Consider the following 23,520-nt stretch of genomic DNA (forward strand, 5'->3'; position numbering starts at 1 on the left):
TCAGGCAGGGACCTCGATCTCGGGGTAGACCGCCTGCACTTCGCTGTAGAAGTCCTTCAGGGCGGTTTCCTTGTCTTTCTCGCCCTTCTGGACCGCCTCGATGGCCTGGCCGAAGGCATCGCCGATGGCGGTGTCGTAGCGGGTCACCAGGCTGTAATCCACGGCGGAGGCTTCCTCGGCAAAGAATTCATAGGTCTTCTGGTTGCCGAAGGAGGGGTTCTCGTAGTCCTTGTTGGCTTCCAGCACGCTCTTCATGGCCACCACATCGCCGTCCGCCGGGATGAGCCGGGCCACAAAGCCGCGGCCCCGGGCCGCCGGGTCGGGGTTCACCGAGGAGCCCAGGAAGGAGACGTTCTCCAGCGGGCTGCGGCCGTAGACCGCCGGGTCCAGGAAGGGCACCGCCGCGTCGCAGAAGGCCGCGAAGAACCGGTGGTAGAGCCCGCTCTTGAGCAGTTCCAGCAGGTATTTGTACTCCATATGCAGCCAGATGGATTCGTTTTCCAGCCAGCCGGGGGTGAAGGCACGGGCACGGCCCACCTCGAAGCTGGTATCGTTCAGCGAGGCGTTGACCTTGTACATCCTGAGAGCCGGGTCGTAGAGGTCGCTGGTGCGGACATTCTCCTCCAGCTGGGCCTTTTCCTCGGCGGTCATGGCGGTTTTCAGACGGCGGACCGGGCCTTCCAGGAAGTAGGGCAGCGGCTGGGGGGTGAGCCCGGTGGGAACCAGGCCCTCCGCCGTCTCGGTGATGCCGGTGGCCTCAAAGGAGAAGTAGGTGGGGATCAGCCCGCCGCCCAGGGCCTCGGCCCGGTGGATGCCCTCCCGCACACGGGTCTGCAGGGCACGCAGCTGGGCCGCCAGCTCGGTGCAGGCCACGGCGGTGCGGCTGCCCGCCAGGGTATGGGCGGTGGCGGTGCGGTAAGCCTCCCGCAGGCGGGTCATCTGCTGCCAGCGGGTCCAGGGGGCATCGTTCATCATGATGGTGGCCGCACGGCCCAGCAGCTGGGCCATCTCGGTGTAGAGCTCCACCGTACCCGCCCGGCCTTCCAGCGCCGTGATGGTGAAGGTGAGCAGCCGGTCCAGCTCGCAGGTCTCGGCCATGGAGGAACCGAACAGCCCCGGCAGACCGTTGAGGGCGTCGTACCAGCCGGGTTTGCCGCCCTCCATCTCCACGCCCATGCCGGCGCTGTCCAGGGTGGCGGCCTTGATGGCGCAGAGGAGCAGCAGCTTCTCCATCAGGGTGGAGCGGGCCACGGAGCCGCCTTCCTCCACCAGCCAGTTGCCGTCGGCCTGCTGGCGGGTCTCGGGGTCGATGCTGTGGTACTGGCGCAGCCCGGCGTCGGTGCGGCAGCACCGCTTGGCCAGGGGCAGCACGGCGGCCCGGCTGGCATACCAGCGGTAGTTGCGGGGCCCAAAGAGCAGCGCGTCCTTCTCATCCGGGTAGGCGGCCAGATAGTTCTCGATGAGGTCGAGGTCATAGGTCCAGTGGTCGCACCAGTACCCTTCCCCGAAATCGGCGTTGGGATCGCTGTGGGCTTTGGTGACGCAGTTGGCCACAAAAGCGTCGGCGGTCTCTTCCGCCAGGCCCCAGTCCTCGGCGGCCGGGGGTGAAGTCCTCGGCCAGCAGGGCTTCGGCGGCGGCACGGCAGCTTTCCGGCAAAGGGGCGCAGAGTTCCTGCCGGTCGGCCTCCGCCAGACGGAAGGTGCTGGGCAGGATGACCAGCGGGTTGTAGCCGTCGGTCTGGGTCAGCTCCATGAACATCCGGATGTTGGCATCCTTCAGCTGGGGGTGGAACAGCACGTCGCTGCGGCGGTTCTGGTTCACATCCCGGAAGTTGCCGTTGCCCTGGGCGTAATACTCCCCGCCCAGGGAGAAATAGTTGTACTCCCGCTCGGGGTCGCCGTGTTTGCGGGAATAGAGATAGAAGGGCGTCTTTTTGCCGTCCGCCCCCGTGAAGAAGATGGGGGTGCCGCCCCGCAGCAGGTTGTCCACATAGGTCTGGCGGCAGTAGGCGTCAAACACCGGGTCGGCGGTGCGGGTATCCACCACGTCGGAGAGTTCCGCCCCCAGAGCCACCGCCCGGGCACACTGGGCGTCGAACCAGGCGGGACCGTCCACCGCGGCGGTCATCCCTTCCAGCAGGGCGCGGCTGTCCGCCTGGCCGTAGAGGGAATAAAGATGTACGCTCTCCCCCGGCTGCAGGGTGCGCCGGGCCGGGACGAAGCAGCAGGGGAACTGGTTCTGCAGCACCTGGTCGGCGGCGCAGAGGTCCGCCAGCGGGGTGGCGGCAAAGTGCTGGGCGGTCTCCAGGCCGGTGTCCTCCCCGAAGACCAGGGAGGGCTGCACCAGAGGGCGCAGCCGGGCGCCGGTGTCGTCCAGGGCCAGGCAGAAGTTGACCCCCTCCACCCTGGTGACGCTGGCGGTATCGGCCATGGAGGCCCGCACCGCAAACCGGGTGGAGCCGTCGGGGCCGAATTCCACCTGCATCCAGGCCTTGGCCAGCTGGGCCATATTCTTGAGGGTATCCTGGTCGATGCCGTAGCAGACTACGGCGGGCATGCCGTCCAGCAGTTCCAGCTCCAGGGGGGCGTCGGTGGTGTTGGTCACCGTCAGTTCCCGGATCAGCCCCGCCAGCCGGTGGTCGGGCAGGCCGCAGTAGCGCACCTCCACGGCCAGTTCCGGGGTCTGCTGGCAGAGCACCAGTTCGGCGGTGCCGATGTGCATCTCGGCCTCCCCTTTCAGCAGCTCGGTGCAGGCGCCGTTCACCCGGGCAAAGGTGCGGAAGCCGGTGCGGGCGGTGTTCTGATAGGCGGTGTGGGCGGCGCTGAACTCCATGATGGCATGGTCCTTGTCCCGGGCGCCGAAGCTGCAGACCGCCTGGCCCCGGTTGTTGTAGTAGACCCAGGCCGGGACCCCCTTGGGGCCCGCCACGCCGGGCAGGAAGCTGGAAAAGGTGGGGGCCTGCTGGTAGTTCTGGATGACAAAACGATGCTGGGAATCGAACATAAGTAGTTCCTCCTTGGTGGTTCAGTGGGTGGTACGGGGCTGGAGTTCGGCGGTGAGCACGGCGCCGTCGGGCAGGGCCAGGATGGCGGCCCGGGGGATGCGTCCCCGGGAAATCATGGGCAGCGGGCGGCCCTCCGCCGTGACGGCGCCCACCCGGGCGGCCTCCGGTTCCAGATGGCCGGGGTTATGGTACCGCACCGTCAGGGCTTTGCCCGCAAAGCGGCAGCGGATGGCGGCCAGGTCCTGGCCGTCAAACTGGGCGGCGGTGAGCTGGGGGTCCAGTTCCAGGTCGCCCTGGATGCCCCGGACGCCGAACATCCGGGTCTGGACGGTGAGCAGCAGCCAGCTGGCCGCCCCCGTGAGGTAGGGGTACATCCCCTTGCCCCGCCCATCGAAGTATTCGGGGATGCCGGGCAGGATGTGCCCGGCGGCAAAGCGGCGGCTCTGGGCGTAGAGGCAGCGCAGCACCCGCAGGCCCTCCCGGGGCATGCCCCGCAGGTAGAGGGCGTAGGCGTACATCACCGCCATATGGCTGAAGACGGCGCCGTTTTCCTTGGTACCGTAGGCAAAGCCGAACATCCGGCCCAGGTCGGTCTTGACCTCGCCGAAATCGGTGTTGAGAAAACAGCCGCCCCGGGCAGGGTCAAAGAGATACCAGTGGACGGCCCGGGCCACCTCGGCGGCCTGGGCATCGTCGGCGGCCCCCGACATCAGGGTGAACACCTGGCCGGTGAGCATCATCCGCACGGTGTCCCCCTGCACGCCCTCCACCGGGCGGCCGTGGTCGTCGTAGTAGCTGTTGAACCAGTGCAGGCTGCCGCCGTCACTGACCCGCTCCTGCCGGCGCAGATGGGCAAAGAGCCACTGCCCCATCCCCCGCAGGGCGGCCGCCGCGGCCTTGGTATCCATCGCCGTGGGCTCGGCGGCGGTGTAGGCTTCCCCGCAGCAGCGCAGCAACGCGGCCTGGCGGGCCGCCGGGGTGTCGTAACCGGCGGCGTCGGTCTCCAGCAGATGCACCAGGGACGGATGCAGCGCCACCGTAGGCCGGGTTTCCGCCAGCCGGTCCAGCAGGTCGGCCAGGGCCAGCAGGTTGCCGCCGTAGGCCGCCGTGAAGGCCACGCTCTCCCCGTGGGCGGCGGCCATGTCCAGACCGTCGTTCCAGTCGGCCCCCCGCAGCCGGATGCTGCCGCGGTCCCCGGCGTCAAAGAAGGCCGTCACATTCTGCAGCAGCAGATGTTCCAGCACGGTGCCCCGCCGGGGTTCGTCGGCCGGGGCGCGGCGCGCCCCCTCGCCCCGGTAGGCAAAGCCGTCGTCAAAGTAGGTCTGCTCCTCAAAAAGGAAGGCGTCGTCCCCCGTTTCGTCCAGATAGAGCCGGCAGGTCACAAAGGGCCAGAAGCCGTGGTCCATCCACACCCGGGGAATGTTGTTGCGGTCGGCCTTGAACTCCCCGGGTTTGTCCCCGATGATGGTGGCGTTGGTGCCGTCGGGACGGACCCCCGCAAAATGGCAGAACAGGCTCTGCCGCAGGGCGGCGGGGTCCTGGAGCAGCAGGGCCAGGCTGTCCTGCCAGAGGTCCCGCCAGCCCCGGCCGCCCCGGCCGTAGTCGTGGTGGGGCAGGAAGGAACAGCCGCAGATGCGGCGCAGTACCGGCTGGATGGCCACCCACCGCATCCAGGGGCCCCAGTCGCCGTCCCGGGGATCCGCCACCTGCATCGTGACCTGCCCTTGCCAGAAGGCCTTGGTGCGCTCCAGCGCTTCGGCCACCCCCTCCGGCGTCAGATAGGGCGAGGGGTCGCTGTCGATGGCCAGCACCACCTGGTACCGCCGGGTCGCTCCGGGGGCCAGGGTGCAGGGGGCGAACCAGAGGGCCGCCGTCATCTCGCCCCCCTGGGCGGTGCCGCCCTCGGTGCAGAAGCAGGCCGGGTCCGGCGTGCCGGTGAGGGCATCGGGCCAGAAGGGACCGCCTGCTCCCTCAAAATCGGCGGTGAGCGGCATCTGGCGGCGGGGCGGGTTGCCCGCCTCGTCGGCGGCCCATACCCGGTAGGTCACCCGGCCGGGCTGGTGGCCCCGCTCGTCAAAGGTCAGGGTGGGGGTCAGGTCCAGGCCGTAGGCGGCGGCCCTGGCCCGGTGCAGCAGGCTGGTCACATGGCGATGGTCCCGCAGGTTGTCCGCCGACCGGCCGTAGAGGGGCACCGCCGCGATGCACTCCACCGGGATGGGATGGCCGGTGGGGTTGCGCAGCGTCACCTGCCATACCTCCACCCGGGCATCATCCGCCGGCACAAAGCTGAGGGTCTCGGCTTCCAGACCGGTGGCCCCTTGGGTGCGGCAGGTCTTCTGCCACAAAAGCCCGCCGTAGAGGGTACAGGGTTCCTCGGCTTCGGTGTGCAGCGCCGCCAGCTGGGGGGCACTGCATCCCGTCACCGACCAGGGCGCCGCCCCCTCGGCCTTGACCCAGAAGTTCCGCGCCCCCGTGCGCTCCACCAGGGTGCGCTCCGACGCCGAGGCCAGCAGGAAGGTGTTCTGATCCACCTTGCAGTCCCCCGCCAGACAGGAGGTCACGCTGGAGATCATGTGGGCTTCGTTCACCAGCGGGAAATAGACATCGGGGGCCCGTTGGGCATCCCCCAGGCGGAAATCGCCCCATTCGTTGAGAAATTGCAGTTGTTCCATCGTTTCGCCGCCTTTCGGTTTGGTTGTTACTTTGATTGTACCGGGGCCCGGACATAAAAAAACACACCGTTTTTTGGTACGGTGTGTTTTTTTTAGTGGCGGGGGTGTGGTTGTGGGCGGGCGTTTCTTTTTGGCAGCATGCTGAACCGGCCAAAACGGGATGTCGCGTTCCCTGTCACAGTTCTCCCGAAAAAGAACTGTCCAATACCGCAAGCGTTCCTCAAAAGCGCCTTTTGGCCCAGGAAGCGCTGCGCAAAAAAGATCACAATAGCGCTTGTTTTACAGTTTAACAGTTTCAAGCTTAGTCGTTTATAGTCCAGTTGAACGTAGTAGTCAGGTCGGAGAACTGTGACAGACAGGCAAATACGATGATACAGCGCCGGAAATTGTGTAGTGTGCACAACTTCCGGCGCTGTTTGTGGTGGTTATAAAAGAATGTTGGAGCGTAAAAAACGATACACAGAACCGGCTGGGAAGAAGAAGTGGTCAGATGGTGGTCAAGATGCATAACACACATAGAACGCACCAAAAAACGCACGCGCGTGTTTATAATCGTGCGCGTGCGTTTTTTGGTGTTTTATATGCTGTCCTTTGGAATATACTTTGCCCCTGCACCTTTTCCAGTTAAGGCAAGACGCTTCGCTTTCACCAACTTTTGTAACAGTCGAAACGCCTGTGAGGGTGTGACGTGAAGCAATTCAACCACGTCCGCCCGTGAAACGTGACCCTGGTGCCCCGCCAATTCCATAATCAATTCCTCATAGCGAAGCGTGTTGATATCATGGCTTCTTACATAGGCATAGGGCTTTTTTGTCAGTCTATAGTATCTTTCGCTTAACAGATAAGTCCTCCCCCGACCAGTCCCGCTTGCGTCTACCAAACCACTTTCTGCCAAGGATTCCAGCACAGACCGAATTCTGGCTTCATCTTTATGCAAAAAGGAGGCAATTTCATTGACGGATGCGCGGTGCAACACTTTCAAAGCGTTCAGTGTCATGAGGGAGTGTATTGGCAAACTATGCCCGATTCGTTGCTGCTCCTCTGAAACCATCTGGATAAAAGCCTTATCCACCGGACCTTTCGGAATCAACAAATGGACACTGGTTGCATTGGATTGCGAATAATCCGGGAGTTGCCGGCCATAAAGCAGCGAACCTTCATAAATACGGTCGATGCCTCGTCCTGTACGTTCCGCGAGGCCAATTCTCTTCATGGCATCTGCCAAGACCGGGTTACGTCCATGGGGTTCCGCATCCAGAAGGTTATCTGCATTAATTCCTTCAATAAAACCGCCTGGATTGGAAATTGTCAAGCCATCATCCTCGATCGCCATGCGGACACGCCCCAGCATGGAATAGTCCCGATGACAAAAGGCATTGACCAATGCTTCACGAAAAGCACGCGGATCATAGGCAGGGATGGAAATACGGAACATTCCCATTTCCATCTCTTCGCTTGTATTCCAAGCATTGAAGGTGGCGTGAAATTTTTCAAACGCGGCAAGCAACGGCAGATGAAAGGACTCATTTACTTTGATATCCGTACCAGACAAAACCTGAATGGAGGCTTCCGCCGTCGGCACATGTGCCTTGATGGCTGACGCCTTACCAATCATCAGCAAGCCGCACAAAGTGGGGATTGCCTTTCCGTTTTGCAATACCACAAATTGTAACGCTTTGTCCAATTCTTCATCAGAAAGTTCCAGCAGCTGCGGTTCGCCACGGTAGGTGCGTATTATATTGCGCAGCCGTTCGCGCTCGACCGGATCCAAATCATCGTATCCGGCATCTGCCACTGGCTGTGCAGAGAAATCCAAAAGACTTAAAGATGAAAGGCGTGCCGTAATTTCATAGGGATACATAGGCACGTTTTCCGGAGTACCATCTGCTTTGATTCTTCTTCTCTGTATCTTTCCTGCGGAAGATGCCACGACCGCAGTTTTTCTGGGGACAGAGACCTTGAGTACCGGCACAGAAAAGCTCAAAATTTCAACTCTCACCGAAACGGGAGGAACGGTCTTATTGGCAATCAGGGCCGCCAACTGTGTGCTGTCTTTATGGTATGGATGCAAGCCGGTTATTTCTCCGTCATCTTCCACACCAAGATAAAGATCTCCGCCATCGGTATTGGCGAATGCAACCACAGCATCTATGATATCTCCATCAGACAAACAGGTCCGATCGCTTTTGAACTCATGCGTCAGGTCTTCTTTGAAGCCAATGTTTTGCATAGGATCACCTCCCAAAACGCATTATAACACACGCGTGTGTTTTCAATCAAGAAAAAACGCATTTCCCGTGTTTTTTGTGCGATGCCAGTTTCTCTTCGCTGCACATTCTCTCATTTGTAATGGTACAAAAATATAGGTTTTTGTAAGATCCATGGTTCTGCAAAAGCTCCTATGTCAATCAGGGATAACCTATCGCCGTATAAGCACTCCCAAAAGGCTTCATTCTCCCGGATTTTGCAAATCGCCCAGATATTGCTCCGCCAGCGCCTCCTGGTATCCGGCGCGTCTTTCCGCCAGGACAGCCTGGGCGGTGGGACGCAAGGCCGGGCAGGCGATCTGTTCCAGCTGGCGCATGCGGCCTTCCCCCTCGATTTTCTTTTCCGAGATGGCCCGCCGGTAGTCCTGCGGTTCCATGTGCCAGAAACGCACCCGTTCCCCGTATTCCTGCCACAGCCGGTCGGCGATGGAAAGGCCTTCCGGGTCAAAGTCCCCGGCGTAATAAAACAGGCAATCGGTTTGTGCCAGCAGGTCCAGCAGCTGCCAGGAAGCCTCTTTCAGCTGGCCGGAGGTGCAGACCAGCGGGTGCTGCAGCCGGCTTTGCCGGCACAGGGAGGAGAACAGCATCTGATTTTCCAGGAGATACACCCGGCTGGTGGGGCTGGATGCCCCCTTTACCTCCGCCAGCTGGGAGGAAGTGAGCAGGCAGAATTTTCCCGCCTGCCGCAATTGTGCCCAGACCAGATGCTCCCGGCCGTCGGCCCCTGTCAGGATCAAGCCGCGCTGCACCGTAAAATCCGAGATATCGTCCTGCATCAGTCCGCAGCGGCGCAGCAGCGCCAGACGCTGGCGGGCGCGGGTGGGCAGCGGCACCCCCTGCCAGAATGCCAGCGCGTGGAGCAGCAGACTGCCCGCCGGATTTTTGCCGTCCAAGGCGTGGGGATCGGTGGAAACGGCATAACTGCAGAGGGCCAGTTCCTCCGGCTCGGCGTGTTGCTGCCGACGGTCCAGTGTGCAGCAGACCCAGTGCAGCCACCGGGCGGCCTCGGGCTGCCCGATACGGTCCTGCAGAACCCCGAAGCCATGGCTTTTGTCTTCTTCCATAGCCTGCAGCCAGCTGCGGGCCGCCGCACCGTGGGGCAAAGCCGCCTCTGCGGCGAAAAAGTGGTGTACTTCCTGCCGGCGGTCGGCTTTCTGTTGGGTGTGGGAGCGCAGCGGCACCCCGTCCAGCTGCTGCCAGAATTCTGCCAGGTCAGTCACCGCAAAACGGCTGTCCCGCAAGGCCTTTTCAAAATCCGACATCTTGTAGCGCAGTAGGGGCGGCACAAAATGGCGGCCCAGAAGTCCTTCGGCGGCACGGCATTCCTCCGGGGTGGCATCCTGCAGCCGGATCACACCGTCGGCATAGCCGGCCAGGCATTTTTTTCGCAGCTGGGCCAGCTGTCGCTGCCAACCGGGTGCGGAAACAAAATAGTCCCGCAGGGATGATTCTTTCATGATTCCTCCAGTCTTCGGACATGACCGTCCCAGTGATAGCGCAGTACCGTGACGATTTGGGCATTCTGGGGGCGCCACAGCTCTGCAATGTTCAGCGAGGATACCGCGGGGTAGCATCCCCACAGTGCCTGGGAGTTCATGATATAGTCAAACCCAAGCTCATGCACCAGGGCAAACATACTCTCGATGTTGGTCTCGTCCACACCGGCAAAGGCCTCGTCCAGCGCCATCAGCCGCGGAGCCTCTTTGCCCGCTGCTATGTACTGGGCCGCCAGCGCCGCAAACAGCGGCACATACATGGCCATGGCCTTTTCGCCGCCACTGAAGCTGTTGAAGGCGGAATCGGTCAGCTCCTTTTTGGTCTGCTTCTCCGCCCCGCCCTTCTGGTAGAAAAGGCGGAAGGTGAACCAGTTCCGGAAATCCAGCGCCTCCCGCATCAACTCCGAGTAGGTGGCCGGGGTGGCCTCCATCTGGGAGCGCTCCCGCGCCCGGTTGATCTTGGCGCGGAAATGGTCGGTGATCTTCTGCCGGTCCGCATCCCCCATCAAGGCCGGGTCCTTGCGCAGCAGCTTGAGCAGTTCCCCCGTGTCCAGCTCCTTCTGCTGGTCGGCGGGCTTTCCCTTCCACACAAGGCTGAACCGCAATCCCATGGAAGTGTTCAGCTGTTCCATGATCCCGCTCATCCGCTGGGTCCATTCCTGGCTGCTGTTGATGCGGTGGCTCAGCTTGGTGATGATCGTCTGGTTGAGGATCGTCTCGAACAGGCGGCGGTCCTCCCGGGAGAGGAGCTGTTCTTCCACTTCCCGCTGGCTTTCCAGCCGCCGGATGAAGTCCAGCAGATCCAGCCGCTGGCCGTCCAGGTAGAGTTCGATACAGACGCGGCTGCGCAGCCGCCCTTCCTCACTGGCAAACAGTGACTGGATGCCTATGCGGTAGGTATTCAGCGTACTGGTGTTACGCATATTTTTTTCTAAGGATGTACGCAAGTCCTCCGGCCCCAGGTTGCGGTCCTTCTGGCGGATGTGGTCCCGGGCGGCTTCCGCCTGCTTCCACAGAGGTGTCTCCCCCCGCCCCGGCTGACCGGGGCCGCGGCAAAGTTCTTCCTCAAAGATCTGGCGCAGCGCTTCCTCCTCCCCGATGGCCTTTTGCAGGTCCTGTTTTTTCCGGGTCAGTTCGGGGCCCTGATGATCCAGATCGTTCTGCCGCAGCAGGACCTGTTTATCGGTATCATGGTATTGTTTCTGTGCCCGCTCCAGCGCCTCGTTCAGCGCTTCCAGCTTCTGGGCCAGGGCCTGGATTTCCGGCTGAGCCAGATAGCGCTCCAGCTCCTCCAGGGCGGCTTTTGTCTTGCGCTGTTCGGCCTGCTGGCGGCGGACCCGGTCGGTGCAGGCCAGCAGGTCCTCGTTCAGGTCATTCATCTGCTGTTCCAGTTCCTGCACCCGGCTCTGACACCGTTCCAGTTTTTCCTTGCCCTCCGAAATGGTCCGGTACTGTTCCCGGTATTCCTCGCAGAGATCCACCATCTGCTCATAGGTTTGGGCGTCCTGCTCGTAGGGAAGGCCCCGGGTCAGCGGCAGGATCTCGGCGCGCAGATCGGCAAGCTGTTTCTGCTGCCGCTGCAGCTGCTGGGTGCAGTCATCCAGGGTCCGTTCCCGACGTTCCGTCTCGTCTCGCTGTCTGGCGGCAAGGTCCAGTGCCATCGCCAGATCGGCGGTGGTGGGGCGGGCTTCATAGGCCTGCTGAAGCTGCCGCTGCGCCCCCTCGGTCTGCTGCAGGCGCGCCCGGATTTCTTCCAGTTCCCGCTGCTTTTCTTCCATCTGCCGGGCAAGGGCCTCCATCTGCCGTTCCCGGTTGGCCCGCCGGGCCGAAGCGCCGATATATCCGGCCGGCTGCAGGGCCACGCTCCGCCCCTGCAGCACCCCCTGGCGGTACCGGCCGTCGGCGGCAAACCAGGCATGGCCCGCCGGCTGTTCCGAAAGGCAGGCCAGGACCCCGGCCATATCGGCCCACGGGGGCAGCTCCCGTTCCGGCCGCAGGGGCAGCGGCGCTGCCGCCGGGGACAGGTCCTTCAGGCAAAGGAAGTGATCGGGATGTTCGGCCAGCAGTTCCGGCATCTTTGCCAGTGTTTCCGGCGGCACCACCAGCGCGTCGAGAATCCCTGCATCCGCCAGCTGTGCTTCCAGCAGGGCACGGCGTTCCGGCGGCAGATCCGGCGCAAAATCCACCAGCTCGTAAAAGGAGGCATGGGGTATGCCGCGCTCTTGCAGGTAGGCACGGGTGGCCTGCACTGCTTCGCTGCGCCGGGGCGGCAGGTCCTTCTGGTTTTCCAGCTCCCTGCGGCGGGCGGCCAGCTCGTTGAGCTGCTGCTGGCTGTCCTTTTGTTGCTGTTCCCAGAGGGTATGTTCCTGCAACAACGGCATCGAAAGCCGCTGCAGCGCCCCGCTGAGAATCTTCTGCATCTCCTGTTCCTGGGCCAGCCCTTCGTAGGCGGTGACCTGGGCAAAGAGCGCCATCACCTCCTCATGCCGCAGGCAAAAGACTTGCGTCGGTTCTTCCAGCGCTGCGAAGGCTTCGCTCAGCTCGTCCCGCATGGCGTTCACCGTTCCCTGGGCCGCTTCCCACTGGCTTTGGGCATGGCGCAGGGCCTGGGCCGCCGCATCCCGCTCCTGCTGGTACCGGTCCAGCCGTCCCAGGGCTTCCTCCTGGCGGCGCAGTCCTTCCTCCGCCTTGCGCAGCCGGGCGGCAAAACGGGCGATCTCCGGCTGTTCCTGTTGGAAATCCACCGCCTGCAGGGTGGCAGGGTGGCCGGGGTAACGCAGTTCCTCATTCTGCTCCCCCAGTTCCCGGAACGCCTCCTCCACTCCGTCCTGCTCGTCGTCACAGCGGCGCACTGCCTGGCGGCGGTCCCGCTCCTTGCTATCCAGCGCTGTCTGCTTTCTGCGTTCTTCCTGCTGCTCCCGGTCGATGGCTTCCTGCTGCTGCGCCACCTGGCGGCGGCATTCTTCCCTGCGGCGCACTGCGTTGTCCAGGTCGCTGCCCTCCCGCAGCACTTCCAGCTGACGGGAAATCTCCCCCATCTGCTGTTCCGCCTCCCGGCGGCCCGCCCGGGCCTCCTCCAGCGCCTGTTGCGTCAGGGCGACCTTGTCTTCCAGGCTCTTTACTTCGGTCTGACGCTGCTGGGTAAACTGACGGGCCGCCAGATAGTACTGTCCTTTTTTGCCCAACACATACTGATTGTAGCGGGTATACTCGTTGCGCAGCAGGCGGGCGTCCTGCAGACTCTGCCCCAGCGCTTCCAGCCGGTGCTGGATGGTGTCCATCTTTTCCATGGAATTGACCATGGGGGCGATGTCCTCCTCGCTCAACGGCTGCAGCGAGGCGTTGAGGATCTCCTGCACCAGCCGCGGGGAAAAGTCCTTGCTCAATTTGGGTTTGCGCAGCTGGATCAAAAGGCGGAGCAGCCGGTCATACTGTTCCATCTCGGCACAGCCGAAGAGCATGCGGTTGACCATCTGTTTGTAGTCGCTGCCCCGTTCCACCCAGTTTTCGCCGTCGCCGAACCGGTTGTGGACTTCCTGCCTGGTAAGGGAGATGTGCTGGGAGCCCTTGGTCTCAAACAGGGCAAAGTCCTCCGGCCCGGTGCCGATGCGCCGGCCGTCACTCAGGCAGAATCCCCAGAATTCCACGGTGCTGCTGCTGCGCCGGGCCCGCAGCCCCACCACCAGGGTGCGGTAGAGCCTGTGTTCCGGCTTGATGAATTCCAGATAGAGATAGCCGGTGCTTTCCTCCTTCTCCTCCCCCAACAGGTAATAGGCCATTTTGCGGTCCTTGCTGCCGAAGGAATCCAGCCGGTAGGGACGCAGATCGCCGTCCAGCATGAAGGGGATGAAGCTCTGGGTGGTGACGGATTTGCCCGCGCCGTTCTCACCCCGCAGCAAAAGGCGTCCCTCGCTGAAGGGGAACTCCTCCCAGTCATAGAGCCAGAAGTTTACAAATCCCAGTTTGTTCATCCGCCAGCGTTCCTGCATGGTTGTCCCTCCTTATCGCTTTTGGGGATAGATCCCCTGCCACAGGGCAAAGCCCGACTGCAGGGTCACCACTTCTCCCTCCACGGCGGCAAAGTCCCAGTAGCACAGTTCCTCCAGTATTTCCTGGGTCAGCGCCGCCAGGTCCTTTTCGGCCACCGTTTTGCCCCATTGGTCCTTGTATTCCTGCCGCAAGTCTTCCAATTCCCGGGAAAAGGCCTCCCGCGTCAGATGCACCCGGTCATCCGGGTCCCGGGGAAACGCCCCGCACTGGATTTTTTCGGTGAGCCGCTCGGAGAGCAGCAGTACAATATCGCTGCGCATCTGGTCCCGGGGAAAGCAGTTGCCGCAGGGCTCGCCATCCTCCGGCAGGAAGAAGGCGCCGTTGTGATAGATCTGCAGTTTGCCGCCGATGGTTTCGTCCAGATTCCGCTGCAGGATGCCCCGCTGATTCTTGATATAGGCATAGAGGGAGTCGGCGGGGTCCTCCCAGTAGACCGCCGGGGCCAGCGCCAGCTGCCGGTAGACGCGCCAGGTGCGGAAGGTACCCCGCTCCTGATCGGGGCCGTCCTCGGGCGGATTTTCAAAATCCCGCACCGAGGTATATCCGGTGATGTCCCGATGAAAATGCACGCTGAAATACCGGCACAGCCCGGTATTCTCATAGAGCACTTCCTGGTCCTGGTGGGCGGCGAAGCCGTCGCTTTCCCCCTCGAAACTGCGCAGCAGGCCCAGGCGCTCGGCGTATTGCAGCACCCGCACCAGCGAGGTACGGCAGGAGTACCGCTCCCAGGAAAGGTCGGGCAGCCAGGGCTTTGTGTAGGCCAGCACGGCCTGGGTCAGTTCCGAGAGCAGAAAGCGCTGGCCGTCGTCCTTGTCCTCCAGCAAAAGCAGGACCCCGCACAAAAGACAGTAATCCTGCACCTCGGTGAATTCCGGGATCCCGAAGGCTTCCTGCGCCCGGGCCGGTTCCTTCACCAGGCGGATCACCTGCTCGGTACAGATCACTTCCCAGCCGAATTGCTCCCGCAGCGCCCGGCGCAGGGCAGGCAGTTTGCGGCGCACCTGATAAAAGAGTTCCCGGTCCTCCTCCCGACGGATCCAGAACCGGTCCAGCAGCGCGCGAAATTCATCCATGGGCGGGCACCTCCTCAAATTCCAGACAGTAGGCGGGCATGGTCAGGTCCCCGTCGGTGCAGTGCAGCACACAGGTCTGCCCCGGCGAGCAGGTCAGGCGATAGGCCTGGCCAAATTCGGTGCGGGCGGATTTGCTGACGTTGGCGTTGGCTTTCACCACCCAATTCAGAAGGCTCATCCGGATTTCCGGCGTGACCACTTCCTCCAGCGCCGAAAAATCCAGCCGGCCTTTCCGGATCAGCCGCTCCAGCCGGGCCTGCAGGGCCGCCTTCTGTTGCAGGTAAGCCTGCTTCTGGGCAGCCTTCTCCAGGCTTTTGTCCTCAAAAAAGCTTTTCTCCCGCGGGGGACGGCCGGGCCGCCGGCGGTTGCGCAGCTGGTAGAGAAAGGGTTGTCCGTCATAGCAGCTGCCCGTCTCGTAGAGATCTTCCGGCTCGATGCCGGTGAGATGCACCGCCCGCTGGGCGCCGAACACCATGCCGGAAAGCCGCCGGGCATCGGCCAGGGTGGGACAGGCGGCAAACAGCTCCAGGAATTTTTTGTATTCCACCTTCCGGTTGGCACCGCCGCTGTGCGCCTGCAAAATCAGTTCCGCATTCATCAGGATCCGCTGGATGATGTCGTTGGCCAGTTCCAGCACATGCTCACTGTCGCTCTGTCCGCTCTCGCCGGGCACAAACCAGCGGTAAAACCCCTGCCAGAAACCGTAAATCTCCTCCCGCAGCTGCCGGGGATAGTCCTCGGACCGCTGAATCAGCCGGCCCTCCCCTTCCTGCAGCTGCGTCGCATATACCTCCTGCAGCATCGTCTCCACCTGCTCCGGCGGCAGGCTCAGCAGCATCCGGCGGATCTTCTCGGCATAGCGCTGCAGTTCCAGCACGAACTCCTGCAGATAGCGCACCACCTTGTCCTTATAGGGCAAAAACTCCGTGGTCTGCAAAATATGCCTGGCATGGGAGGAATAGAAATCCCGCAGATAGTCCTGATACCGGTTGGTCAGCTGGCGGAAGTCCCTTTGCAGCTGATCCCACAGCTGGTTCAGCGCGCGGGCATCCGCCCCGGCCCGCTCCGTCATCCGTTCCAGCGTGTCCAGAATCCGCTCGAACAGCTGGGAGGAGAGGATCGCCGTGCGCAGATCGAGATTTTCCAGAGAAATGGTCATCCGCTCGATCTCGGTGGCCGTCTGGGACATGGAATAGCTGAACTGCTTGTTCTTGTATTCGGCGATGCTGGTGGGCCGGTGGGGGTCCTGGATTGGCACCAGATTCCGCCAGCCGCACAGCGCGTTCAGGTCCTGCTCCAGTTGTTCCGCCGTGTACTCCCCAAAATGGGCATCCGCCCGCAGCAGCGCCAGCAGTTCCGTCTTGTTCAGCCGGATATGGGCCTTTTGGGATTCCAGGTAGAAGGTGCGCATGATGGCCCGGTACCGCCAGGCGTTCTCCGCCGTGAGATAACTGGCTTCCGGCACACTGTTCAGTGTAATGGCGTGAAATTGCATCGGCTCACTCCCCTTCCATGGCAGCAAGGGCTCTTCTTCTGGTAGTTATAACCAGTGTACCAGAGGTCCTATCCGATAAAAAGGATTTCGACAAAATCCCCCATGAACTTTGTCGATATTCCTAAAACAATCCCGGAGGAATTGTGCAAAACAGAGTAAGTTTTTATAGAAACGCAAAAATCCCGATACTTTTATAATTATAATTGGCCATTTGTACTCATCACTCACTTTTCGATGCTATAAAGCGAAAAATTGCTATGGTCTCATATGCAATTTTTTTGAATAACTAAAGCCGTAAGTAAAAATTCGTTTCCTTATACGCCGGTTTCTCTTGGCCAAGTAAAGAAAATGCCCTAAAATTTTATTTATGCTTCGTTTAAGGAAAAATAGTTAAAAGGGCTTTACGTTAGGCGAAAAAGCCATAGAATATTTGTGGAGGTAATTATTCCATGCTAGTAACATCTCCGAGAACAGGTCGCGTTGTCACAACACTGACTGGCTATCAAACATTTATTCCAAACAAACTTCCTCCCAATCCTCCTGTTTTGATGGATGATGAGATGCAATAAACAAAATCGAACAGAGTACTATGATCGGTTAATGAATGTCCGCTTACGCGGAGATTGGGAAAGCTGGATAAAATTCTTTTTGAAAGGTGTTACAGCAACGGCTGAGGGAGCGACCAATTCCGCAATTCAGATTTTGGCTATGAAAGATCGTTACGAAAAACAACTTTCCGAAATGCCAGGAAACAACAATAACAGTCACCGATTACTGGATTTGCTTTTTGAAATGCCTCGCATTTCCAGAGCTGATGTCAAAGATCGCCTTGAAATATCATCCCCTACCGCAGGTGCCCTGTTGGAGCAATTTGAAAATCTAGGCATCCTTGCCGATATTACACCGGAACGGCAACGGAATAAACGCTATAGCTTTGCCGAGTATGTTTCTATTCTGGAGGAAGGGACCTGAATTTCTATTCCAAAGAGAAATTCAGAGACTCGCATTTATGGGGATTGGTTGCTCCCTGCCTATGCAGACAGATGCCGTTCGGGATTTATTCTATCCGAGTTCTAAAATGCAATGACTCCTATTTTGTGTCAGAAGATCTCGAAAAAGTACCAACGTCCAGAACTATCTCCTCAAAAGTCCTAATTTTCTCACATTGTGGACTTTCAAGTATTTTTGTTTTTTCGCCATTTTTCTTTAACAGAGTTCATTTGTCCCAAGATTAGTTGATAACACTTCGGCTGTGCGTAGTAGTCTGGTCGGAGAACTGTGACGCACAGGCAAATAGCATGAACCAGCGCCGGAAATTGTGTAGTGTGCACAATTTCCGGCGCTGGTTGTGGTGGTTATAAAAGAATGTTGGAACGTAAAAACGACACGCGGAACCGGCTGGGAAGAAGGAGTGGTCAGCGGATGGTCAAATGGTGTTCATCGAATATTTTGTGAAAATTGTTTGAGGCCATAATTGGATAGAAGGAACGACAAGGCCGGTTTGCCCTGAATTTGGATTTTCAGATGCAGGAGTCGAGTATTCGTTTTTGTAGCAAATGAAACACGGCCCCACCCAAAATTTGGACAGATCCTATGTCGACTCGCTAAAAAAGTAAATAAATTTTCTATATGTAAAATATATTGACATTCTCGATGTCGGCGTGATATAGTTAACTCAACGGAGGAGGATGGATCATGATAGGCTATTCTTACCAGATTCAACAAAAAATGATCCAAACATTACAACTATACTTAAAACCTGTACGGCAAATATTAGGATTTGGCGTACAAGAATTTGCAGATCTGCTTGGTCTCACAAGGCAAACAATCAACAATTTGGAAACGCAAAAGAACCGGATGAGCCCAATACAGTACATTGCAATTAGTTCACTCATTGACTATTTTACGGATAAAAGACCCGAACTACTTCCGAGCCTGCAAAGTCTCCTTCGCTTTAAGTTCGATGAAACAGATGAGTATAGTTTTGAAATGATGAGTGGCGGATCTTTGGTAAAAAAATGGATTCAGTGTTTTGCCGATGAAGCAAAACAGAGTGGTATACCTTTAAACCAAACACAACATCTGTTGTGTTCCGCAGATGAGCGAGATCTTGCTGACCGGTACCGCATTTTTTTGGACGACACAATTTTACAGCAAGCTGCATTTTTGCAAGCAACCCAAAAGTTTTCTATCGCAATGAAAGAAAGCAAAAATAAATTTCTTGTTCCATTAAAGGCAGTAGAAGGCCTGCAAATGAAGTTAGGAAGCAGCGATTCCGAAAAAGCAAACGAGGCAAAAGCTGCACTGCAAGCGCTCATACAACTAAAAGAAGATTCTCTTGTGGAAATTCGCGGTGAAAAGGGCGATTCCTCTGTTGTTACCACGCTGGTTTCTGTGTTGGCCAAATTCAAACGCACCAATCGACTGGCTTTGCTTACAGAAAACCCCGCCCTTGCACAACAGGTTTTGGCGCTTAACAACGACACCATGGGTGGCTTCCCCATTCGGGTATTTCATATCTCAAAGACAGGAACGCTGGAAGATGTGGGAGCAAAAGAGGTTAAACAATCAAGTGTAGAATCCGGTGGAGAAGCGCTTCTACAGTCGGCAATCAGCGGATGGAGTGAAATCGATTAAACAAGGAGGAACTTGAAATGGCAGACGCGCAGATTTCTGAACCAGGAGCGGACTCGCGCTACGTCGATTTGAATACGCTGGTGCAGGAGCGAAAACTTTTTATTGATACCTGCAGCGTCATGGCCGAAGGGAGCGATTTATTTTGGCAAAAAATCGTTCCCCTGTTGGAAACCTACCACAATAAAGTTATTTTTCCATATCGATGCTGGCAGGAACTGGAAAAGCACACCAACCAGCAACAGGACCCAATAAAAAAAGAGCGGGCCGCTCACGCGATACAACGCCTCACCCCCCTTATCCACAAGAAACTTGTTGATATACGCGGGGAAGAAACCGATAATTTTGCTGACAATGTGTTTCAAACCGTATTTATCAAATTCCGTCTTCAATACAAACTGTGCCTGATTACACAAGACAACAACTTGGCAAAGGATATTCTTGCCTTGAACCACATTAAATCCGTGAGAGCTTACCCAATTTGTGCTTGGCGAATCCTGCAGGACGGTTCCCTGGGATATTTTGGTTGGGCCGAACGATTTATGTCTGGTACAAATAAAGCAACCGTTCCTTCCGAGGAAAAATTTAAAGTTGCACATACTGTAAGCACCGCTGCCAATATTCCCATCGTGATAGAGGACATTCCTGGCGAAGGAAATGAAGTCTTTGTCGCCGGTGGCGCCATCCAATTATGCCGCGAAGTGGGTTCAGGCGGAGAGGGAACGCTATATGAAACCAACACGCCGTATATTGCTAAAATCTATAAAAAGGGAAAACTGACAGAGCAAAAGAAACAAAAGCTCGATCGAATGCTGAGCAAAAACATCCGCTGCGAAGGTATCTGTTATCCGGTCGGCGCCATTTACAACCGGAACAACCAGTTTATTGGATACCTAATGCCAAAAGCCAAGGGCCGCGAACTACAAAAAAGCATCTTTATCAAACCGCTTTTCTTTAAGTACTTTCCAGGCTGGAAGAAAAAAGATACCGTGCAGCTCTGCATTACAATTCTCAACAAGATCCAATATCTTCATGATCGGAATATCATTCTCGGCGACATTAATCCCGCCAATATTCTGGTGGTAAATCCAAAAGAAGTATACTTTGTGGACACCGACAGTTATCAAATCGAAGGGTATCCTTGTCCGGTGGGAACGATCAACTATACTGCACCTGAAATTCAGGGCAAAGAGTTCTCAACGTTTCTTCGCAGCGAAGGGAATGAAAATTTTGCGATTGCCACGCTTCTGTTTATGATTATGCTTCCTGGTAAGCCCCCCTATGCGCAACAAGGAGGTGAATCGGCGGCAGACAATATACGGAAGATGGATTTTTCTTATCCGCTAGGGGAGCTTTCCAACAAAAAAACGCCGGATGGTCCTTGGCGCTTTATGTGGAGTCATCTGACGTACAAGCTGAAGGAGGATTTTTACGAGACCTTCCGAAGCGGTGGAAAATATGCAACCCCTTCGAAGCGGTTGTCGGTCCAACGTTGGCTGGATGATTTCACGGATTACCTGAATCTATTGGAAAGCGGCAAATTTGGGGCACAAGACAAGATGTCGGAAGAATTGTTCCCCACACGATTCAAGAAAAATCCCAACAAAGAATATATCATTTGCAAACTGTGTGGGCAGGAGATGGAGAAAGACCATTGTATTGATGGATACTGTTCTTCCTGCCTAAACAAAGGAGAAACTTACCCATGTGAAAGGTGCGGGAAGCCATTATTATATTCCAATTATCAAAAGTATATTAAAAAAACAAAACGGTATTCCCGCTGTAAAGAATGTTATGACTGGGGGAAAAATGTCTATTCCCAAGAGTACTGTAAAGAATGCGGTGCTTTGTTTGTTATAACCAATGATGATTACGAGTTTTTTACATCCAAAGGATACGACCTCCCCAAACGATGCCCCGCCTGTCGCAAAAAGGCTCGAGGCGACGCATCTGTGGCAGACGAGGTCCTAAAAACTTCTTCGAATCATCCATCTTCCCCCGAAAAGGGGTCCGCCGAACCGGTCCAATCGTCAGACCCGGAGGAAAGCACCTCATTCTGTTTTATAACAACGGCTGTCTGTGAGTATTATGGCAAACCGGACGATTGCGTGGAACTGGAAACTCTGCGGCACTACCGCGACACCTGGCTGCAAAAGCAACCGGACGGGCCACAATTGATTGCAGAATATTATGCCATCGCTCCAGATATTGTCCGCGCGATGCAAGCAAGCAACAAATTTGGTTTGTATTGTAAAAAACTATGGCTTGAATATATTGAACCTTGTCTTGATATGATCCACAAAGGAGCTTTTGAATCCTGCAAAAGGCACTATATTAAGATGGTCCGATATGTGCAGGCAGAGTTTTCTCCTAATATGGGTATGTCTAAGGCTGAATGAAACCCGCTGCCCACAAATGAGATGCGATATTTAATGAAGGATTGACGTCTCTGAAATAGAACAAAGAAATGGAGGAAAACAAAATGGATACAGAAGGGAAAATCTTGCGTAAAAAAGATGAGCAGGACGACTTGCGAGCACAAATCACCCAGGATGTAATGAAAATGGTCCAGGAAGAGCTGAACAAAATCAAGCCCTCCTTGATTTCCTCCATCAAGGAGGAAGTCATCAAAGAGTTATCCCAGACCGGTTCGCAGAGCGTACAGCATAAGAATAAGGATGACGGTTGGCATATTGTAGATGGCACGGGACGCCTGGATAATAAATATATGCCGCGCGTGTTACAGGGGTTCCACTATGATGGATGGATATATTATGTGAATAGGCAAAATGGGAAATTTCTCTATAAAGTAAGAGAAGACCGAACAGACAATCGGCAGCTGACGGATTACACAGTAAATGTTGATCCTGATGACTTTTCTGTCCGTAATGGCGATGTGTATATAGACGGGTATAAAATCAAAATCAAGCTTTAAGATGTAAGAGAGGTGCTACAATGGGTAACAATAATTTATTGAGAATGCAGGATCTGGTAGAAAACCCCACGCCGCGTGTTCCCATTTGCCTCTGCCTGGACACCAGCGGCTCTATGGGAGCTGTACAAGGTGATTGTGTGGATACCGGAAAAACCCTTTTTGAAGATGGGCGGCAGTGGAATCTGGTAACCGGCGGCACATCGCGTCTTGACGAATTGCAGAAGGGCATCAAACTTTTTTATAATTCCGTGCGGGAAGATGAAGTTGCTCGCTATGCAGCTGAAATTTGCATTGTAACATTTGACAGCGAAGCCAAGTGCCGAATGGATTTTGCCAACCTGGATCGCCAATCGGATCTGCCCGAGTTAACAGCCACGGGGGATACCGCGATGGGAGAAGGCGTCAATTTGGCGCTGGATCTGTTGGAAAGCCGGAAGCGCGAATACCAGGATAAGGGTGTCGATTATTTCCAGCCGTGGCTTGTGTTGATGACGGATGGCGTGCCGAATGGAAATGAAGGGGAATTTGAACGTGCCGTGCAGAGATGCCGGGATATGGAAGCCCAAAAGAAACTTACCGTCTTTCCAATTGCCATCGGTGATGAAGGTGACCAGACTGCGCTGGCGAAGTTTTCCGCCAAGCGTCCGCCGCTCAAATTACAAGGCCTTAAATTCCGGGAATTCTTTGCGTGGCTAAGTCAGAGTGTGGCGAAAACTTCCCAGTCCATGCCCGGGGAAACCATCAAGCTGGATCTTAACAGCATCCAGGGATGGGCTGAGTTGTAAATATTTTCCACGCTTTCGGTGAAAAGCGGGAAGGGATCTATTATGTGGCATTTTCTACAATGTGCCGTACAAGGTCGCGGACACAGGCAATCTGAGCTGCCCTGTCAGGATAAAACATTTTGCTTGTATGCCAACGGGGTTTACGTGTCGGCTTTGGCCGATGGCGCAGGTTCTGCCAGGTTGTCTCATGAAGGGGCACAAGCCGTTTGTGAACTGCTCTGCCGGGACATGACCGAAAATTTTGCAGCCTACGTTTCCCAGAAGGACGGCGTAGCCGTCAAGCAGAAGATTCTTGGCTGTGTGCGTGATTGCCTACACCAATTGTCGGGCCGCCTTTCCTGTAAAATGGAAGATCTTGCATCAACCTTGCTGGTTGCGGCAGTAAACGAAGAGCATTTTATTCTTGCTCATATTGGTGATGGGGTAATCGGCTATTTGAAAGATGACGAGCTCCATGTTGCATCTCATCCTGACAACGGCGAATTTGCAAATACCACTGTTTTTACCACATCCCCCAGTGCGCTGTCTTCTATGCGACTTTTCAAAGGAAAAGTTGCATCTATTGACGGTATCGTTCTCATGTCTGACGGGACAGAGATGAGTCTCTACGATAAAGCGCATCGGACTTTGGCACCTATTCTCAAGCGCATTATGCAGATGAGCATCTATCTCCCTGCAGATAAACTCCATGAACTGTTACTGCGCAGTTTTGAGGAACTCATAACCCAGAATACGACCGATGATTGCAGCATCGCCATCCTCACCAACGATAGGGATTGTTTTCACGGATTTTGCTCGCTGCCCACCACACGGCAAAAAGAAATCCTCTGCCTTTCAAGTCGCGCCTCCACCGTGCGCCTACATCGTTATTGCGAAATCTTGCAATTATTGCAAGACAAGCACACGCTGCGCCAAGTCTCCCTGCACATTCATCTCAAGCCCAGGCATACCTTACGACATCTTCGTCGACTCCTGTCGCTACACTTGATTGAGAGACAGGGAGCCTATTACAAAAGTATACTCATCCTGAAAGACACATAGAAATATGTCTTTACTGTAACAAAACTCAGTTTTACCAAATCTATGGACAGTCCAATACGACAAGGAG

The 23,520-nt window shown here is 56.8% G+C and carries 14 protein-coding genes; 6 read left to right on the top strand and 8 right to left on the bottom strand.

What is annotated here, in order from left to right; all coding sequences use genetic code 11:
• The 8 genes from NQ490_RS06765 to NQ490_RS06800 form a co-directional block, all read right to left on the bottom strand.
• The gene (locus tag NQ490_RS06765) at window positions 1-1,554 is read right to left on the bottom strand and encodes a hypothetical protein (RefSeq protein ID WP_007048551.1); all 1,554 of its coding nucleotides are present in this window, start codon (window positions 1,552-1,554) and stop codon (window positions 1-3) included.
• On the bottom strand, window positions 1,472-3,004 hold the full coding sequence (locus NQ490_RS06770; RefSeq protein ID WP_007048550.1) for a hypothetical protein: 1,533 nt from the start codon (window positions 3,002-3,004) through the stop codon (window positions 1,472-1,474). Before NQ490_RS06770 ends, NQ490_RS06765 begins: the two co-directional genes overlap by 83 nt.
• 21 nt (window positions 3,005-3,025) lie before the next feature.
• Window positions 3,026-5,677 (bottom strand): GH36-type glycosyl hydrolase domain-containing protein, encoded by a 2,652-nt coding sequence (locus NQ490_RS06775; RefSeq protein WP_007048549.1) that lies wholly within the window; start codon window positions 5,675-5,677, stop codon window positions 3,026-3,028.
• 577 nt (window positions 5,678-6,254) lie between these two features.
• Window positions 6,255-7,907 (bottom strand): RNA-binding domain-containing protein, encoded by a 1,653-nt coding sequence (locus NQ490_RS06780; protein WP_007048547.1) that lies wholly within the window; start codon window positions 7,905-7,907, stop codon window positions 6,255-6,257.
• 219 nt (window positions 7,908-8,126) lie between these two features.
• Window positions 8,127-9,401, bottom strand: coding sequence for a TIGR02679 family protein (locus NQ490_RS06785; RefSeq protein WP_007048546.1), 1,275 nt, complete (start codon window positions 9,399-9,401; stop codon window positions 8,127-8,129).
• Entirely contained in the window at window positions 9,398-13,429 is a 4,032-nt protein-coding gene (locus NQ490_RS06790; RefSeq protein ID WP_007048545.1) for a TIGR02680 family protein, read from the bottom strand. The genes NQ490_RS06785 and NQ490_RS06790 overlap by 4 nt, the downstream gene beginning before the upstream one ends.
• Before the next feature lie 12 nt (window positions 13,430-13,441).
• Entirely contained in the window at window positions 13,442-14,563 is a 1,122-nt protein-coding gene (locus tag NQ490_RS06795; RefSeq protein WP_007048544.1) for a TIGR02678 family protein, read from the bottom strand.
• Entirely contained in the window at window positions 14,556-16,058 is a 1,503-nt protein-coding gene (locus NQ490_RS06800; RefSeq protein ID WP_007048543.1) for a TIGR02677 family protein, read from the bottom strand. The genes NQ490_RS06795 and NQ490_RS06800 overlap by 8 nt, the downstream gene beginning before the upstream one ends.
• A 600-nt stretch (window positions 16,059-16,658) precedes the next feature.
• Between NQ490_RS06800 and NQ490_RS06805 the strand changes: the two genes are divergently transcribed.
• From NQ490_RS06805 to NQ490_RS06830, 6 genes are all read left to right on the top strand, one after another.
• Window positions 16,659-17,030 (top strand): Fic family protein, encoded by a 372-nt coding sequence (locus NQ490_RS06805; RefSeq protein ID WP_007048542.1) that lies wholly within the window; start codon window positions 16,659-16,661, stop codon window positions 17,028-17,030.
• 723 nt (window positions 17,031-17,753) lie between these two features.
• Window positions 17,754-18,695 (top strand): hypothetical protein, encoded by a 942-nt coding sequence (locus NQ490_RS06810; protein ID WP_007048540.1) that lies wholly within the window; start codon window positions 17,754-17,756, stop codon window positions 18,693-18,695.
• Between the two features lie 17 nt (window positions 18,696-18,712).
• The gene (locus NQ490_RS06815) at window positions 18,713-21,091 is read left to right on the top strand and encodes a CFI-box-CTERM domain-containing protein (protein WP_007048539.1); all 2,379 of its coding nucleotides are present in this window, start codon (window positions 18,713-18,715) and stop codon (window positions 21,089-21,091) included.
• Window positions 21,092-21,174: 83 nt separating this feature from the next.
• Window positions 21,175-21,627, top strand: a complete 453-nt coding sequence (locus NQ490_RS06820) for a hypothetical protein (RefSeq protein ID WP_040918753.1) — start codon at window positions 21,175-21,177, stop codon at window positions 21,625-21,627.
• A gap of 20 nt (window positions 21,628-21,647) precedes the next feature.
• On the top strand, window positions 21,648-22,412 hold the full coding sequence (locus tag NQ490_RS06825) for a vWA domain-containing protein (protein WP_040918751.1): 765 nt from the start codon (window positions 21,648-21,650) through the stop codon (window positions 22,410-22,412).
• Window positions 22,413-22,454: 42 nt separating this feature from the next.
• Window positions 22,455-23,453 carry a PP2C family serine/threonine-protein phosphatase gene (locus tag NQ490_RS06830; RefSeq protein ID WP_084759183.1) on the top strand — a complete coding sequence of 333 codons (999 nt, stop codon included), beginning with the start codon at window positions 22,455-22,457 and terminating at the stop codon, window positions 23,451-23,453.
• Window positions 23,454-23,520: the final 67 nt, after the last annotated feature.

Source organism: Subdoligranulum variabile, from assembly GCF_025152575.1.
Classification (GTDB): domain Bacteria; phylum Bacillota; class Clostridia; order Oscillospirales; family Ruminococcaceae; genus Gemmiger; species Gemmiger variabilis.

Coding starts and splice junctions, on each gene's coding strand:
- NQ490_RS06770 (WP_007048550.1), bottom strand. CDS start 3,004: ATGTTCGATTCCCAGCATCGTTTTGTCATCCAGAACTACCAGCAGGCC.
- NQ490_RS06775 (WP_007048549.1), bottom strand. CDS start 5,677: ATGGAACAACTGCAATTTCTCAACGAATGGGGCGATTTCCGCCTGGGG.
- NQ490_RS06780 (WP_007048547.1), bottom strand. CDS start 7,907: ATGCAAAACATTGGCTTCAAAGAAGACCTGACGCATGAGTTCAAAAGC.
- NQ490_RS06785 (WP_007048546.1), bottom strand. CDS start 9,401: ATGAAAGAATCATCCCTGCGGGACTATTTTGTTTCCGCACCCGGTTGG.
- NQ490_RS06790 (WP_007048545.1), bottom strand. CDS start 13,429: ATGCAGGAACGCTGGCGGATGAACAAACTGGGATTTGTAAACTTCTGG.
- NQ490_RS06795 (WP_007048544.1), bottom strand. CDS start 14,563: ATGGATGAATTTCGCGCGCTGCTGGACCGGTTCTGGATCCGTCGGGAG.
- NQ490_RS06800 (WP_007048543.1), bottom strand. CDS start 16,058: ATGCAATTTCACGCCATTACACTGAACAGTGTGCCGGAAGCCAGTTAT.
- NQ490_RS06805 (WP_007048542.1), top strand. CDS start 16,659: ATGAATGTCCGCTTACGCGGAGATTGGGAAAGCTGGATAAAATTCTTT.
- NQ490_RS06810 (WP_007048540.1), top strand. CDS start 17,754: ATGATAGGCTATTCTTACCAGATTCAACAAAAAATGATCCAAACATTA.
- NQ490_RS06815 (WP_007048539.1), top strand. CDS start 18,713: ATGGCAGACGCGCAGATTTCTGAACCAGGAGCGGACTCGCGCTACGTC.
- NQ490_RS06820 (WP_040918753.1), top strand. CDS start 21,175: ATGGATACAGAAGGGAAAATCTTGCGTAAAAAAGATGAGCAGGACGAC.
- NQ490_RS06825 (WP_040918751.1), top strand. CDS start 21,648: ATGGGTAACAATAATTTATTGAGAATGCAGGATCTGGTAGAAAACCCC.
- NQ490_RS06830 (WP_084759183.1), top strand. CDS start 22,455: ATGTGGCATTTTCTACAATGTGCCGTACAAGGTCGCGGACACAGGCAA.